General features: G+C 66.3%; 22 protein-coding genes and 1 other RNA gene. All 23 read left to right on the top strand.

Annotation, left to right across the window (positions count from 1 at the left end):
* The coding region (locus RGD00_RS21675) for a Mu transposase C-terminal domain-containing protein (protein ID WP_310459326.1) at positions 1-1,215 on the top strand (1,215 nt) is incomplete at its 5' end.
* Positions 1,216-1,217: 2 nt separating this feature from the next.
* Entirely contained in the window at positions 1,218-1,991 is a 774-nt protein-coding gene (locus RGD00_RS21680; protein ID WP_310459327.1) for an AAA family ATPase, read from the top strand.
* Positions 1,988-2,584 carry a hypothetical protein gene (locus RGD00_RS21685; protein ID WP_310459328.1) on the top strand — a complete coding sequence of 199 codons (597 nt, stop codon included), beginning with the start codon at positions 1,988-1,990 and terminating at the stop codon, positions 2,582-2,584. Before RGD00_RS21680 ends, RGD00_RS21685 begins: the two co-directional genes overlap by 4 nt.
* An 8-nt stretch (positions 2,585-2,592) precedes the next feature.
* Positions 2,593-2,943, top strand: coding sequence for a hypothetical protein (locus RGD00_RS21690; RefSeq protein ID WP_310459329.1), 351 nt, complete (start codon positions 2,593-2,595; stop codon positions 2,941-2,943).
* Positions 2,940-3,602 (top strand): DUF3164 family protein, encoded by a 663-nt coding sequence (locus RGD00_RS21695; protein ID WP_310459330.1) that lies wholly within the window; start codon positions 2,940-2,942, stop codon positions 3,600-3,602. The genes RGD00_RS21690 and RGD00_RS21695 overlap by 4 nt, the downstream gene beginning before the upstream one ends.
* Before the next feature lie 10 nt (positions 3,603-3,612).
* Positions 3,613-4,008 (top strand): hypothetical protein, encoded by a 396-nt coding sequence (locus RGD00_RS21700; RefSeq protein WP_310459331.1) that lies wholly within the window; start codon positions 3,613-3,615, stop codon positions 4,006-4,008.
* Positions 4,005-4,634: a hypothetical protein gene (locus RGD00_RS21705; RefSeq protein WP_310459332.1), complete on the top strand. Its 630-nt coding sequence runs from the start codon at positions 4,005-4,007 to the stop codon at positions 4,632-4,634. The genes RGD00_RS21700 and RGD00_RS21705 overlap by 4 nt, the downstream gene beginning before the upstream one ends.
* Positions 4,635-4,649: 15 nt before the next feature.
* Complete coding sequence (locus RGD00_RS21710; RefSeq protein ID WP_310459333.1) at positions 4,650-4,922, top strand: HU family DNA-binding protein; 273 nt, start codon at positions 4,650-4,652, stop codon at positions 4,920-4,922.
* An RNA gene (locus tag RGD00_RS21715) (hammerhead ribozyme type II) lies at positions 4,923-4,997 on the top strand.
* A 65-nt stretch (positions 4,998-5,062) separates the two neighbouring features.
* Positions 5,063-5,581, top strand: a complete 519-nt coding sequence (locus tag RGD00_RS21720) for a hypothetical protein (protein ID WP_310459334.1) — start codon at positions 5,063-5,065, stop codon at positions 5,579-5,581.
* Positions 5,574-5,774, top strand: a complete 201-nt coding sequence (locus RGD00_RS21725) for a hypothetical protein (protein WP_310459335.1) — start codon at positions 5,574-5,576, stop codon at positions 5,772-5,774. Before RGD00_RS21720 ends, RGD00_RS21725 begins: the two co-directional genes overlap by 8 nt.
* Positions 5,767-5,973 (top strand): hypothetical protein, encoded by a 207-nt coding sequence (locus RGD00_RS21730; protein ID WP_310459336.1) that lies wholly within the window; start codon positions 5,767-5,769, stop codon positions 5,971-5,973. Before RGD00_RS21725 ends, RGD00_RS21730 begins: the two co-directional genes overlap by 8 nt.
* Positions 5,973-6,404 carry a gp16 family protein gene (locus RGD00_RS21735; RefSeq protein ID WP_310459337.1) on the top strand — a complete coding sequence of 144 codons (432 nt, stop codon included), beginning with the start codon at positions 5,973-5,975 and terminating at the stop codon, positions 6,402-6,404. The genes RGD00_RS21730 and RGD00_RS21735 overlap by 1 nt, the downstream gene beginning before the upstream one ends.
* Positions 6,404-6,826 carry a hypothetical protein gene (locus RGD00_RS21740; protein ID WP_310459338.1) on the top strand — a complete coding sequence of 141 codons (423 nt, stop codon included), beginning with the start codon at positions 6,404-6,406 and terminating at the stop codon, positions 6,824-6,826. The genes RGD00_RS21735 and RGD00_RS21740 overlap by 1 nt, the downstream gene beginning before the upstream one ends.
* Entirely contained in the window at positions 6,823-7,218 is a 396-nt protein-coding gene (locus RGD00_RS21745; RefSeq protein WP_310459339.1) for a hypothetical protein, read from the top strand. Before RGD00_RS21740 ends, RGD00_RS21745 begins: the two co-directional genes overlap by 4 nt.
* 72 nt (positions 7,219-7,290) lie before the next feature.
* Positions 7,291-7,917 carry an N-acetylmuramoyl-L-alanine amidase gene (locus tag RGD00_RS21750; RefSeq protein ID WP_310459340.1) on the top strand — a complete coding sequence of 209 codons (627 nt, stop codon included), beginning with the start codon at positions 7,291-7,293 and terminating at the stop codon, positions 7,915-7,917.
* Positions 7,914-8,480: a hypothetical protein gene (locus RGD00_RS21755; RefSeq protein WP_310459341.1), complete on the top strand. Its 567-nt coding sequence runs from the start codon at positions 7,914-7,916 to the stop codon at positions 8,478-8,480. The genes RGD00_RS21750 and RGD00_RS21755 overlap by 4 nt, the downstream gene beginning before the upstream one ends.
* A gap of 14 nt (positions 8,481-8,494) precedes the next feature.
* Positions 8,495-8,740, top strand: a complete 246-nt coding sequence (locus tag RGD00_RS21760; protein ID WP_310459342.1) for a hemolysin XhlA family protein — start codon at positions 8,495-8,497, stop codon at positions 8,738-8,740.
* Positions 8,730-9,224 carry a DUF1804 family protein gene (locus RGD00_RS21765; protein WP_310459343.1) on the top strand — a complete coding sequence of 165 codons (495 nt, stop codon included), beginning with the start codon at positions 8,730-8,732 and terminating at the stop codon, positions 9,222-9,224. The genes RGD00_RS21760 and RGD00_RS21765 overlap by 11 nt, the downstream gene beginning before the upstream one ends.
* Positions 9,221-10,885, top strand: coding sequence for a phage terminase large subunit (gene terL / locus RGD00_RS21770; protein ID WP_310459344.1), 1,665 nt, complete (start codon positions 9,221-9,223; stop codon positions 10,883-10,885). The genes RGD00_RS21765 and terL overlap by 4 nt, the downstream gene beginning before the upstream one ends.
* Position 10,886: 1 nt before the next feature.
* The gene (locus RGD00_RS21775; RefSeq protein WP_310459345.1) at positions 10,887-11,096 is read left to right on the top strand and encodes a hypothetical protein; all 210 of its coding nucleotides are present in this window, start codon (positions 10,887-10,889) and stop codon (positions 11,094-11,096) included.
* Positions 11,093-12,484 carry a DUF935 domain-containing protein gene (locus RGD00_RS21780; protein ID WP_310459346.1) on the top strand — a complete coding sequence of 464 codons (1,392 nt, stop codon included), beginning with the start codon at positions 11,093-11,095 and terminating at the stop codon, positions 12,482-12,484. Before RGD00_RS21775 ends, RGD00_RS21780 begins: the two co-directional genes overlap by 4 nt.
* A 131-nt stretch (positions 12,485-12,615) precedes the next feature.
* A complete protein-coding gene (locus tag RGD00_RS21785) occupies positions 12,616-14,076 on the top strand; it encodes a PBECR2 nuclease fold domain-containing protein (RefSeq protein ID WP_310459347.1) in 1,461 nt (486 codons plus the stop codon).
* The last annotated feature ends 171 nt before the right edge of the window (positions 14,077-14,247 follow it).

The raw sequence follows: 14,247 nt of genomic DNA on the forward strand, positions 1-14,247 counted from the left end.
CGGAAGGAAAACGTCATTGCGGTGACGGAGGCCCTGCGCCGATCGTGCTCGACCCATGGCATCTGCGCGATTTTCTACACCGACCGAGGCGCGGGCTACAAGAACAAGACCTTCGACGCGGATGTAGGTGGGCTCATGGGCCGCCTCGGCATCACCAAGATGCACGCGCTGCCCTACAACAGCCAGGCCAAGGGCATCATCGAACGTTTCAACCATGTCTGGAACGACCTCGCCAAGAGGTTTCCGACCTATATCGGCCGCGACATGGACAAGGAGGCCAAGCAGGCGATCCATAAGGAGACGCGGGCCGAGATCAAGGAATTCGGCGTCGCCCGCAGGCTGCCGAGCTGGCAGGAGTTCATCGCAGCGATCGAAAAGACCATCGCCGAGTACAACGACCGCGAGCATACCGGGCTGCCCCGGTTCGAGGATCCACAGACCGGCCGGCTGCGGCACATGACGCCGAATGAAGCCTGGGCTGCCCATGTCGCAGGCGGGTTCGGTGCGATCACGATCGACCCCGAGGAAGAGGACGATCTGTTCCGCCCCTATGTCACACGCACGGTCCGGCGCGCCCAGGTGCAGTGGAACACGAACTTCTACTTCCACCAAGCGCTGGAGCGGTACCACGAAGAAAGCGTGATGGTCGGATACGACCTCGATCAGGCCGATCGTGTCTGGGTGCGCAAGCTCGATGTTTCAACTGGCCAGCCGGGGGAGCTGATCTGCGTCGCCGAGTTCGCGGGCAATGCTGAGCGGTACATCCCGCTCTCGGCAGAACAGAAGGCGGTCGAAACCCGGAACAAAGCCGCGATCAAGCGCCTTGATGAACGCCGTCGTGCAAAGGAGGCCGAACTCGACGCCCCCTACCTGCTGGACCAGGAAGCGGTCGAGATCGCGGATTTCATCGATCTGGCGCAGAGGCCAGAGCCGGCTCCGATCCCCGTGGTGGCGATCGAAGCCGCTCCGCCCTCCGCCACCGTCACGCCGCTGGCGCCGCGCCGCCGGGTCTTTGCCTCGGACGAGGAGCTTGCCGCCTGGGCGCTGGAGCACCCCGACCAGCTGACCCCGAACCAGATCAGGGTGCTGCGGGACTGCATGAGCAATTCGACAGCCCGCGAGCTGATGCGGATGTCGGGCATCGACACGGAGGCGCTTAGAGACCTCCTCCGTGCCGTGACCAATCCAGAAACGTCAGGAATGAGGAGAGCATAGGCATGCGACCGAACTTTGTCGAGACGAGCAACGTCCGGGCCTTTCTGGCAGCACTGAAGCGGGTTAATGACCGCGGTGCGCAGGAAGCCTGCATGGTTGTCGTCGATGGCAAGCCCGGCCTGGGCAAGACCACCGCGCTCAGCCGCTGGGTGGCCCAGACCGGCAGCGTCTACCTGCGCGCCCAGAAGGGCTGGGACTACAGCTGGCTCATTCAGGATCTGCTGACCGAGTTGTCGGTGGATCCGAAGGGCATCCGCGGCAAACGCGAGCGGTTTGCCCGCGTGTTGCAGGAGTTGCAGGACCGCGCCGAACAGGCGGTGTTCCAGGATCAGGTCTTTGGCCTCGTCATCGATGAATGCGACCTCGTGTCGAACCGCGCCGAGATCATGGAGGCGATCCGCGGCATCTCGGACCTGCATTTCCTGCCGACGATCCTCGTGGGGATGGGCAGCCTGCGCGACAACCTGCGCCGGTTCCCCCAGATCGAAAGCCGCGCCCCGAACAAGGTGGCGTTCCTGCCGGCCACACTGGAGGACGCGCAGGCCCTGATCGAGGGGCGCTGCGAGGTGCCGGTGGCGCCCGACCTCGTGAACTTCGTCTGGCGGGTCTCGAAAGGCTTCAACCGTGAGATCCTCGAGGCGATCGCCCATATCGAGCGGTTCGGCCTGCGGCTGGATCCGGGTCCGGAGGGTGTCACGCTCGCGGACATGGCCGGTCAGGTCATCATGAACGACCGCAACAGCGGCAAGCCGATCCTTGTGCCGGGGGCGGCATGATGGTGGACCGTCATCACCCCGGCAAGGCTCCGACGGCCATGCTTCAGGCGCTGGCGGGGGGCTGCTGCCTGACGATTGAGGAGTTGGAGGAGGCTCTCGATCTGACGCGCCGTCAGGTTTCCGGTGCGGCGAGCCGTCTCATCCGGCGGGACTACCTGATGCGGATGGAGGTTGGCTGCTACCAACTGACCGAGGCCGGGCTTGCCGCCGCTGCGGCGGGCGAGGTGATCAAGTCCGGCCCCCGTGGCCCGAACCCCGGCGTCAACATCCACCGCAACACCCTGCGCGAGCGCGCCTGGCGGTCAATGCGCATGCGCCGCCGCTTCGTTTTGGCGGATCTGGTGAGCGATGCCGCAACAGCCGATGACCGCAACCCCGAGGACAACCTCCTGCGCTATCTGCGTGCCCTACGGCGGGCCGGCTACGTCGCCGAACTGCCCAATCGGGCCGCCGGCACCGCGCCGACCAGCAACGGGTTCAAGCGTTGGATGCTGGCGCGGGACACCGGGCCGCGCGCACCGATCATCCTCAGCAAGATCCGCGCGATCCGCGACCAGAACACCGGGGAGGACGTGCAGTGCAGCCTGCCCTGAACCTCGACATGCCCGAGCCCGAATGGATCGGCCTGCTGCGCGCCGAGGTCGGGAAGGGCAAGAGCATCAGCCAGATTGCCCGCGAAACCGGCATGGCGCGCCCCTCTCTGTCGATGCTGTTGAGCGGCACCTATCCCGCCCAGAGCTTTGATCTGGTCACGCGCCGGCACGGCCAGCGGGTCCTGCAACTCTACCGTGACCAGGTGCTGTGCCCGCACCTGCATGCCGCGATCCCGATCGATGCCTGCCGCGCGCATGCGGCAGCGCCGATGTCCACCTCCAGCCCCGAGAAACTCCGGCACTGGCGGGCCTGCCGCCGCTGTCCCCTCAACCCCGAAAACCAGAAGGAAACCCAATGACCAACCATCAATCCGCTTTCGAGCCCCACCCCGTGCCGGATGGCCGGATCGAGGTCGAGGGCAAGCCCTACATGCGCGATGCGCGCGGCGCGCTGGTGCCCCTCGAACTGGTCAAGGCCACCGATCAGCTCGAGGATCAGGTCGTGCGCAAGGTCATGGGCTTTGCGCTGGCGCTGTCCGCGCAGGTGTCCCGGTTCAAGGCCCACACGTTCGAGGATCTGGGCGACTTCGACGCACTGCTCGCACAGGAATACGGTGTGACCAAGGGCGGGGCGAAAGGCAACCGGACCTACACCTCGTTCGACGGCTGCCTGCGTGTGTCCGTGCGCGTGGCCGACCTGATCGACTTCGGGCCCGGCTTGCAGACAGCAAAGGCCCTAATCGACGAATGCATCAACGAATGGGCCGCTGACAGCCGCGCCGAGATCCGCGCGATCGTCACCAGGGCCTTCAATACCGACCGCGAGGGCCAGATCAACCGCAGCGAGATCTTCGGGTTGCTGCGCCACGACATCAGCGAACCCCGCTGGGTCGAGGCGATGCGCGCCCTGCGCGAGGCGATGCGGGTGATCGGCTCCAAGACCTATGTCCGCATCGAACATCGCCCGGCGCCGGATGCGCGCTGGGAGGCCGTCACCATCGATCTGGCCTCGGCCTAGGGGAATCGCCATGCATGTGCATTTCGATATTGCCGAAGCCGAGCGGAAGATCCGCGCCTCGCATGACGAGCTGATCCGCCGGGTGCGGATCGAGAATATCGGCGGTGATGATCTCACCGCCAACGAGATCCAGAACAGGCTGTTCGAGCCGCTGCTGGCGGCGCAGCTCGAAATCCTCCGGATGCGCAACGATGGGGTGCCGCCCGAGTTCATCGGGATCGCGGCCGGAGATTTCATTGGAAACGTCGCCTTCCATGCCGCGGTATCGGCATCTGATGGCGAACGCTGCTGGGCGGCCTTGGTGAGCGCATTCGTATCTGTCGTCTCGGCGGGGTTTGGCGGTGAGGCCGCTGAATGCATGATGCAGGGCTTCGAACTGGCCGGGCAGACAGGTGGCCGGGCATGACCATCCCCTTCTGGACGGCGCAGGGCACGATCGATCTGGCGGACATCCGTCCGGCGGATCTGACGGCCGAGATCCTCGGCGACACCCTGGCCAAGCTCAACCGTTTCGGGGGGCGCACCCGCGAGCCCTGGTCGGTGGCGGCGCATTCGGTGCTGGTCGAACGGCTGTGCCTGCCGGATCTGGGACCGTGGGGCCTGCTGCACGATGCGCATGAGGCGTTTCTGGGCGATTTCACGGCGCCGGCAGTCGAACTGATCTGCCGGGCCGGGACGCGCTCGGCGGTCGAACACGCGATCCGCAACGCCAAGGGCCAGCTCGACCGGATCATCGCTTCGGCCTGGGGCACCAGCCCACGCGGCCTGAACATCCACCTGCGCCGCGCCGACCTCTTCGCGCTGCAGGCCGAGGCGGTGGTGTTCATGGGGGTGCGACCAGAACTCGCCCATCCCTCGGATGCCGATGAAGTCGATCGCGCCGTTGGCCTTCTGATCGAGATGGAGGCCGCGCGCGACTGGCGCGCTGCCCGCGACCTCTGGCTGTCCCGTGTCGAGCACTACGCCGGCCTCGGGCGGCTGATCCCGCCCAAGACCAATCCCCGCCGCGGCATCGCCCGCACATCCAACTGATCGAAAGGAAAGATCATGTCGAAAACTGTCAGCAAATCCGACCTCGCCCGCGCCGTGGCCGAGGAAATGGGCTGGAACATCACCGTGACCACCCGGGCGGTGGACGCCCTCTTTGCCCGCATCAAGGCCGAAGCCGAGGCCGGCAACAGCGTGAATATCGCAGGCTTCGGCCGCTTCCGGGAGAAGGTCCGGGCGGCGCGCACCGCGCGCAACCCGCAGACCGGCGCGCCGGTGGAGGTGGCGGAAAGCCGGGCCGTCAGCTTCAAGCCGGCCAAACCGAAATCCTGACAGCGAAACCCGCCCGGCCATGGGTCGGGCGCGGTCGGCCGGGCGTGGTGGCCCGGTCCTGATGAGCAGCCGAGGACGCCATGACGATTGCATTGAGAGACCGGCCCGATGGATGGGTCGAGGTCGTAGTGTCGAGGCCGATGACGGTGGGCATCTTCCCAGATCGGGACATGGCCTCACGGTTCTCGGCGTTCCTGCGAGACGAGGAAGTCGAACTGCCAGACTGCCGCCCGCCCGCCTTTGCCGCGGCCGCAGCGGATGTGGCCGAAGCGGAGGCAGAAGCCGAGGCGCTGGCGGAAAGCGAAGAACATCTGCCGTCGGATGCGCCCCCACGCCTGCCGTTTGAAGGGCCCGGGCGCTGCATGCCCGATCGCGAGGATGACCGGCCGATGCCGCCGGCGTTCATCAAGGCACCGACCCTGCCTGCCGAAGCGACGGCCGCAGCCTTTGCCCGCATCCAGACGGGCGAGCGGATCGGGGAGGTGGCGCCGGATTTCGGGCTGACCATGGCGCAGCTGCGGGCGATGTGGGCCAACCACCGCCGTCAGATGCAAAAGCATATCGCCGAAAGCGGCAGGCAGCCGTGTGTGCTGTGCGCAAAGCCGTTCGTGCCATCGGTCGATCACCCCGATACCTGCGCGCGGTGCCGTCATGCGTGATCGCCCGTTTTCCGACCGTTGCAGCAATCCGGGCTTCCATGATCGCTGGACCTGCCCGGGTTGCTACGCGGACATCGACGCAGCCAACCCCGGAACGGTGACCTGCTCCTCCTGCGGGCGCAAGGTGCTGCTTTCTGTGGATTACGAGCCCGTCAGCATCGCCGAATTGATCGATGAGGATCTCCATGACTGACCTGGAGCGCGCACTGATGGATGCCGAGGCCGATTTCCCGATCGGCCGTCGGGTGCGCTACTACCCCGTCTCCGGCTACTCGGAGCATGTCGAGAGCGCCATCCGCTCGAAGCCCTGGGCCTTGGGGCATGGCGCCATCGTCATCGCCATCGAGGGCAAGGCGGGCGGCGTCTACATCACACACCTGGAGGTGATCTGATGAACACCATCCAGATCATCAACATCGCCAAAGGCCAGCTCGGCCTGGACGAGGACACCTATCGCGCGGTGCTGGTGCGGGTCACCGGCGTCGCCTCGCTGCGCCAGATGTCGGAGCGCCAGCGGATCGACGTCCTGGACGAGTTGAAGCGGCGGGGGTTCAAGATCCGGCAGAAGGCGGGCCGCCCCCTGCCGCCCTCGAGCCGGCCCTATATCCGGATGATCCATGCGCTCTGGAAGTCCTGTCACCGGGCCGGTGCGATCGAGGACGGGTCGCGCGGGGCGTTGCGGGCCTTCTGCCGGCGCTTCGTGGCGCCGGGTGATGACACGGTGGTGGTGGATCCCGACCTGCTGACCCAGGCGCAGGCGAGCCCGATCATCGAGGCGCTGAAGAAGATGGAGGCCCGCGCGCAGGGCCGGAGGGACGGCTGATGGCCTGCCGCAGCATCCGCGCCTCGACCGCCGCCGTCCGGCAGGCCTGGTTGGACACCGAACTGACATTGCCGCAGGCCGCGGCCTCGGTCGGCATGGCCAAGGACGCATTGCAGGCCCGCGCGCTGGCCCTTGGCCTGCCTCGCCGCCGGACGGGCAGACGCGAAGTGATCCGCCCCCATCAGGCGGCAGAGTTCGCGGACCTGTGGCAGGACGGGGTGGCCGCGCGCGAAATCGGCGCCCATTTCGGGTGCAGCTATTTCGCCGTGATCAACACCGCGATGCGGTTGGGGCTTGCAATGCGCAAGGCCGGGTATCGCCCGGCGATGACCTTGGCCGCGTGGTGCGAGGGTCGCCTCGCCCACGCCATGGCCAACCATGCTCGCGCGGAAAATGCCCGGCTTGCGGGGCTGCGCCAGTGACCCATCCGCCGCCCGCCCGCCAAGAAGATCTGCCCGCGTCGCTTCTCGACGTGGCGGAGGCGCTTGGCCTGCGGGTGGCGCTGCGGCTGATCGCCGAATATGGCGGCCGCGACGTCAAGTTTCCGCGTCGGCCGTCGGCGGATCACCCGGTGGTCCGCGCCCTGGGCATGGACGACGCCCTGGCGCTGTGCGAGTTTCTGGCCGGCGCGCAGATGTACGTCCCCCACGGCCGGCCCAAGAGGTCCAGCCGCCCGGCGGTGCTGGATATGCAGGCGCGGGGGCTGACCCGGGCGGAGATCTCCCGCGCGCTCGGCCTGTCTGAACGGCATGTCCGGTATCTGGCTAATCAGGCCCCGCCTGCGCCGCTGCCCCTGTTCCCCGACGAAACCTGACCGGAGATCATCTCCGGGCGATTGATCGCGCCACCCGCGAGATGGTCCGGGCAGATACTGCCCGGAGCCACCATGTCCAAAGCCGCCATCTCCCTGATCCAGACCGGCCTGCGGGATCTGGGTTATCAGCCCGGTCCCGTCGACGGCATCTATGGCCCGCGCACCCGTGATGCGGCGCTGACATGGCTGGAGGAGGGCGGCCAGCCGCTCACTTCGATCCGCATGCCGCTGACCAGCGCCATGATCTATCAGGGTGCCGCGCGCTATCCGGTGCAGGAGATCATCCTGCATTGCAGCGCCACCCGGCCAAGCTGGATGGCGGACAGATCGCTCGCCGATCAGGTGGCCGAGATCCGCCGGTGGCATGTGCAGGACAACGGGTGGCGCGGTATCGGCTACCACTGGATCATCGGCCGTGACGGGTCGATCCTGCCGGGTCGCAAGGAGACCGAGATCGGCGCCGGGGTGGTCGGGCGCAACCAGGGTGTCATCCATGCGGTGCTGATCGGCGGGCATGGCTCTTCCGAGCGGGACCGCTTTTCCGAGCATTTCACGGCCGCGCAGGACCTCGCCGCGCGGCAGCTTCTCCAGGGCATCGGCATGCGGACCCGCATCACGCGGATCAGCGGGCACAACGAGCATGCCGCGAAGGCATGCCCCGGTTTCACCGTCAGCGACTGGCTCAAGGAGGCCGCATGAAACTCAATCTCAACCTGCCGCCCCTGCCGATCTGGCAGGCCCGCAGCTTCTACGCCCAGATGCTGCTGGCGCTGTCCGTCGTGCTGAACATGACCGGCATCGACCTGATGCGCTGGCTGGCCGATATCGGCGCGGGGTCGAGCCCGGACGAGGTGATCGAGACCGGCGTCAGCGTCTGGCAAGCGCTGTCGCCGATCGTCTTCGGCCTCTGGGCCTGGGCGGAGCGGCGCGCCCCGAACTATCGCCTGACGTTGCTGGGCGCGGGTGGGGATACCAGCCTGCGGTTTTTGGGCGGGCTGGCGGCCGTGCTGCTGCTGATCGGCTCGGCCGGGACGGTCATGGCCCAACCCTGCGCCCCGGCCGAAACCGTCTTTGCGCAGCTTCAGGATGGCTACGGCGAAATCCTGACGGGCTCGGGGGTGGTGGGCGACGTGCCGATCCTGCTGTTCGTCAACCCGGACACCAACACCTGGACCATTGTCGCCACGGCCGACGGTCGCGGCTGTCCGTTGCTCGCGGGCGAGGCGTGGGCGCCCCCTCCGCCGCGCGGAAAACCCCTCTAGGACACGCCCCGGCTGTGACCGACATCTCTCCCCACACCGCGGCCCAGATCGCCCAGGCGCACAAGCGCCTGGATGCGCATGAGAACCGCATCACCAAGATCGAAATCCATACGGCGGGAGAGAGCGTCCGCATGCAGAACATCGAACATCAGCTGGCCTCGCTGCAATCCGGGGTGAGCTGGGCCAACAAGCTGATCATCGGGGGCATCGTCATGGGCGTCATCGCCTTCCTGCTCCAAGGAGGGTTCCATGTCGGATGATCTGCGCCGCAAGGCCCGCTCGGACTATGTCTACCGCCGGTTCACCATCGGCACGATCGCGGTGGCGCTCAACAAGAGCGAAGCCACGATCGGACGCTGGAAGAAATCCGCGAAGGAAGCCGGCGACGACTGGGACAAGGCGCGTTCCGCCCATGTCATCGCCGGGGAAGGCGTCGAGGCGGTGGTCTCGACCGTCGTCGAGGACTTCATGATCCAGGCGCAGGCGATCCTGGACGAGATCAAGGAGGGCGGGCACTCCACGCAAGAGAAGGTGGGGATGCTGGTCCAGCTGTCCGACGCCATGACCAAGATGGCGGCCAGCGCCAAACGGTTCGCGCCGAAGATCAGTGAACTCGGGGTGGCGCAGGATGTCATGGCCAAGCTGCTGGAGTTCGTGCGCGAGCACTTCCCGCAGCATGCCAACACCATCCTCGAGATCATCGAGCCCTTCGGCGAACATCTGGCCGGGATCTACACGACATGACCCGCCGGCCGCAGCTGAAGGCCGCGGTCAGCCGGAAGGACTTCGCGAAGAAGATCGCCGAGATGGCGGCGGATTTCTCGCGGAACATTGAGCTGAACGTCGATGCCTTTCCCGCCGATGCCGCGGCGCGCGCCGAACGGCTGCGCCGATGTTCCGATTTCGGTGGTGGCGGCTTCGAGTTCTTCCTGAAGACCTATCTGCCCCACTATGTGAAGGGCGAGGACAGCCTGTTCCATCGGGCCATCTTCGATCTGGCCCCGAGGATCCTGACCTCCGATAGCGGCAAGCGCGAGATGCTGATCGCGCCGCGCGGATCCTCGAAATCCACGCACCTGTCACTGGGCTTCGCGCTCTACTGCATCGTCATGCGCAAGACACGCTATTGCCTCGAGGTCTGCGATGTCTACGCCCAGGCGGCGCTGCTGATCGAGGCGATCAAGGCCGAACTGACGACCAACCCGCGCCTCCAGCATGATTTCCCGGAGGCTTGCGGCCAGGGCCGCGTCTGGCGCGAGGGCGAGATCGTCACCCGCCAGAACATCCGGGTCGAGGGTCTGGGCGCGGGCCAGAAGCTGCGCGGCCGGCGCCACGGCCCGCACCGTCCGGACCTCATGTTCTTCGACGACATCGAGAACGACGAGGCCGTCCGCAGTCCGGAGCAGCGCCAGAAGCTCGAGAACTGGATCAACCGTGCCGCGCTCAAGGTCGGCCCGCCGGACGGATCCATGCATGTCCTCTGGGTCGGCACCGTTCTGCACTGGGATGCCGTTCTGGTGCGCGAGGCGAAAAAGCCCGCGTGGAACGTCACGAAGTTCCAGGCGATCATGACCTATCCCGACCGCATGGACCTCTGGGAGGCGTTCGAGGAACTCTACCTCAACGAGGGCGAGGCGGCGGCCCGGGCCTTCTACGCCGCGCACCAGGCCGAGATGGACCGCGGCGCCGTGGTCAACTGGCCGTCGATGCAGCCACTGGTCTGGCTGATGCTCCAGCGGGCGGGCGGGCACGACAGCTTCGCCACCGAATACCAGAACCAGCCGATCAGCGATGGCAACCCCTTCGCGAAGCTGGTGTTCTGGACCGTGCCGCTGCGGGACTGGATCCACTTCGGTGCCATCGACCCGTCGCTCGGTAAGCATGGCAAAGGCCGCGATCCCTCGGCCATCCTGATCGGCGGGTTCGACCGCCTGTCAGGAAAGATGGACGTTGTCGAGGCGTCCATCCGGAAGCGCCTGCCCGACATCATCATCGCCGACACCATCGCGCTCCAGCGCGAATACCGCTGCCTGCTGTGGTTCATCGAGAGCGTCCAGTTCCAGGAGTTCCTGCGGACGACCTTGATGGCCGAGGCCGCGAAGCAGGGCGTGGGCATCTCGGCCGTGCCGATCACCCCGATCGCCGACAAGAACCTGCGCATCGAAAGGCTCCAGCCGCCGGTGGCGGCCGGGCTCATCCGTTTCGCGCCGACCCACACGACGCTCATCGAACAGCTTCAGCAATGGCCGAACGGGGCGCATGACGACGGACCCGACTGCCTCGACATGCTCTGGCAACACACCCTGTTCTACGCCGGCGGAGGTTCGGCGGGGCAGATGCAGACGGCCTCGGCGCCGTCGGGTGGTCTGGGCATGGGCGGCTTCCGGCTCGGCGGAGGTTGGTGATATGGCAACGCGCTATCGCTGGATCGCCCCCGACGGCCGTCGTGGCCGCTGGCGTAAGAGCCTCGAAGGGGCGGTCATCTCCGCTGTCTCGACAGCGAAATCAGCACCCCATGAGGGTCTGAAGCTCACGTTCGATCTTACGGTTTCATTGGCACTCTGGCCCGACCTGAAGGCCGAAGGGTGGAGCTTCGAAAAGGGGGAGGTCACATGAGCCGCCGCAAGCACAAGCGCCACCGCCAGACCACCGCCTTCGCCGAACCCGCCCGCCAGCACCTGCCGACCGAGGCGAAGACGCTGATCGCCAGCGTCGCGAACGACATCACCATCCCGTATTTCACCGGGGTGCTGCAGCATGCCGACGACACGCTGATCCAGCAGGGCGGCGGCAAGGGGCTCGCGATCTATGACGAGATCAAGCGGGACACCCATGCCTCGTCCATGCTCCAGAAGCGGATCGGCACCGTCATCTCGCGCGATTGGGAGGTCGAGCCCGGCGGTGATCGCCCGATCGACAAGGAAGCGGCCGACCTTGTGGACATGTGCTTCGAGGCACTGCCGTTCGACAAGATCTGCGAGGATCTGCTGGACGCCGTCCTGAAGGGTTTTGCAGTCGCCGAGGTGATCTGGGCCAGAACCGGCAACCTGATCCTGCCGGTCGGCATCAGGGATATCGATCAGCGCCGCATCGTTTTCGACCGCGACGGGCGCCCGCGTCTGCTGACCCTGTCGCGGATGCTCGAAGGCGAAGAACTGCCGGATCGGAAGTTCATCGTCCATCGGTACGGGGTGAAGGGCAACAACCCCTATGGCCTCGGGCTCGGCAGCAAGCTGTTCTGGGCGGTGCTGTTCAAGCGCGAGGGGATCACCTTCTGGCTGCACTTTCTCGAGAAGTTCGCCGGCCCGACCGTCCTCGGCAAGACGCCCTACGGCACACTGACCGAAGAACAGAACCGGCTGCTCAATACCCTGACGAGCATCCGCACCAGCTCGGCCGTCACCGTACCCATAGGGACAGAGGTCGAGTTCCTGGAGGCCAGCCGGAGCGGGACGGTCTCGTATCAGGAGTTCGTGGAATACTGGGACCGGCAGATATCGATCTGCGTCTCCGGCGAGACCCTGACGACGCAGGTCGGCGCCGCCGGCGGCAACCGCGCCCTGGGCGAGGTCCACCAGGAGCAGCTGGACATCATCGCCGACAGCGACGGGGACGGGCTGACCGACACCCTGCGCGAAACCATCGTGCGCTGGATCGTCGAATACAACCTTCCCGGTGCGGCGATCCCTTCGGTGCGGCGCATCCGGCCCAAGAACAAGAAGGCCGAGGCCGAAACCAGCAAGGCCGAGGCCGACGCTACTGAGGCGACCGATCGTGCCATCCGCGCCGTGGTCCGGGCAGCCGCCATGTTCGAGGACGATCAGGTCGCGCGCGAGTACATCGTCAGCTTTCCGGTAGTGGACCGGCTGTCCGACAAGACGATCGACGCCCTGGTCGCCGCCCGCCACGCCTTCGCCGGCGCGGCCGAGGCTGAAGCGGACGCCTTCCAGACCGGCCCTGCTGACCCACGGTTCTCGGGTCATGGGCTCAAAAAAAAACGCTGACGCATTGCCGCATCTGCGGCCAGCACGGCACGGCCTTCGCTGAAAGGTCGGGTCCGGTTGCGCGGATCACCGACCAGCTGGTTGCGGCGGCCGAGCGGCATTTCACCCGGCGCGTCGACGCGATCCGGAAGGTGGTTGCTTCGGCCGAGGCGTTCGAGGACATCCAGCGCGGCCTGCTGGAACTGGCGGCCGCCTGGACCCCGAACGCCTTCGGCGCGCTCCTCGGCCAAGCCATGGAACTGGCGCGCTACGAGGGCCGCGAAGCCGTGTTCCTGGACGCGGAGGAGCCCGCCGCCTTCGCCGAGCCCCGCCTGGAGCGTCAGGAATTTCGCGAACAGATCGATTTCCTGACGCAGAAGCGGGTCAAGCCGACTGAGGCGTGGACTGACGCCATGCGGGGGGATCACGACCGGGCGTTTGTCGTGGCCGGCGCCACCGATCTTGCCATGCTGAACGAATTCCACACGGCGGTGATCGAGGCGGCGCGGACCTACGATACTGCGGCCTTTGCCAGGGACTTCGACCGGATCGTCGAGAAGTACGGCTGGTCCTACAACGGCGGGCGCGAGTGGCGGATCCGCACCATCGTCGAAACCAACATTCGTACCAGCTACGCGGCCGGCCGCCTGAAGCAGATGCGCGACCCGGACATGGTCCGGCTGAGGCCCTACTGGCAATACATCCACGCCGACAGCCGCGTGCCCCTCAACCCGCGCCCGCAGCATGTCGCCTGGGACGGCATGATCCTGCGCTGGGACGATCCCTGGTGGGACATCTATTTCCCCCCGAACGACTGGCAATGCAGCTGCGGGGTGCGGACCCTGTCCCGCGCCGATCTGCGGCGGATGGGCAAGGAAGGCCCCGACACGGCCCCGGAGATCGTCCGCCAGCCTTACACGCACAAAGGCACCGGCCAGACGGTCATGCAGCCCGAGGGCACGGGCTTCGGCTGGGACTATATGCCCGGTGATCAATGGCAGCGCGGGCTGGCGCCGATCCTCAACGACGACGACCCGGCGCCGGATGGAACGCCGGACCTTCCCCTGATCGCCGCCGCCGGATGGACGGTCGAGGACAAAGACCGGATCGAAACGATCGACGAGCTGCGGGCGAAGGCGAAGCCGTTCAAGCACGGTGTTCTCCCGGAAGGTCAGCCGCCAGAGGTCTATGCCGCGGCCTTTCTGGAGGCGTTCGGTCTTTCACCCGGCGAGGCGATGATCTGGACGGATGTCGCGGGCGACCGCCTTCTGGTTTCGGACGATATGTTCCGACAGCGGGATGGCGCATGGAAAACACTGAAGCGCGGCCATGGGGATCACGCCTTGTTGCTGGCCGAAACCCTGATGGACCCGGATGAAATCTGGATATCTTTCAAGAAAGTTCCCGATCCGGAAGACCCGAACAAGACCGTCGAAGAGATCGTGCGGCGCTACATCCGGATCGATCCTGACCGGCCGGTTTTCGCCATGTTCGAGCTCGGTCGAAAGATCTGGTTCCCGGTTACGGGATATGGTCCGCTCAGCCGTGCCAATCCAGATTTCGCCTACATAGATCGCCAGAGGTTCGGTAAGCGGATCTGGAAAAGAAAATAGCGGCCTGGGTGTTCAGGCCGCCGCATCGGAAAGGGTTGGAGGGCACACACCGCCTCCCTTACCGACACATTGAAAATGGCCCATCCGCAGAAGGATTTCAAGATGACCGGCATCAGTATCGAGGTCGAGCTCCGCAACGAGGAACTCCGCGAAGCCCTGCGCGGGATGCTC

It is taken from the genome of Ruixingdingia sedimenti (assembly GCF_031432425.1).
Classification (GTDB): Bacteria; Pseudomonadota; Alphaproteobacteria; order Rhodobacterales; family Rhodobacteraceae; genus Ruixingdingia; species Ruixingdingia sedimenti.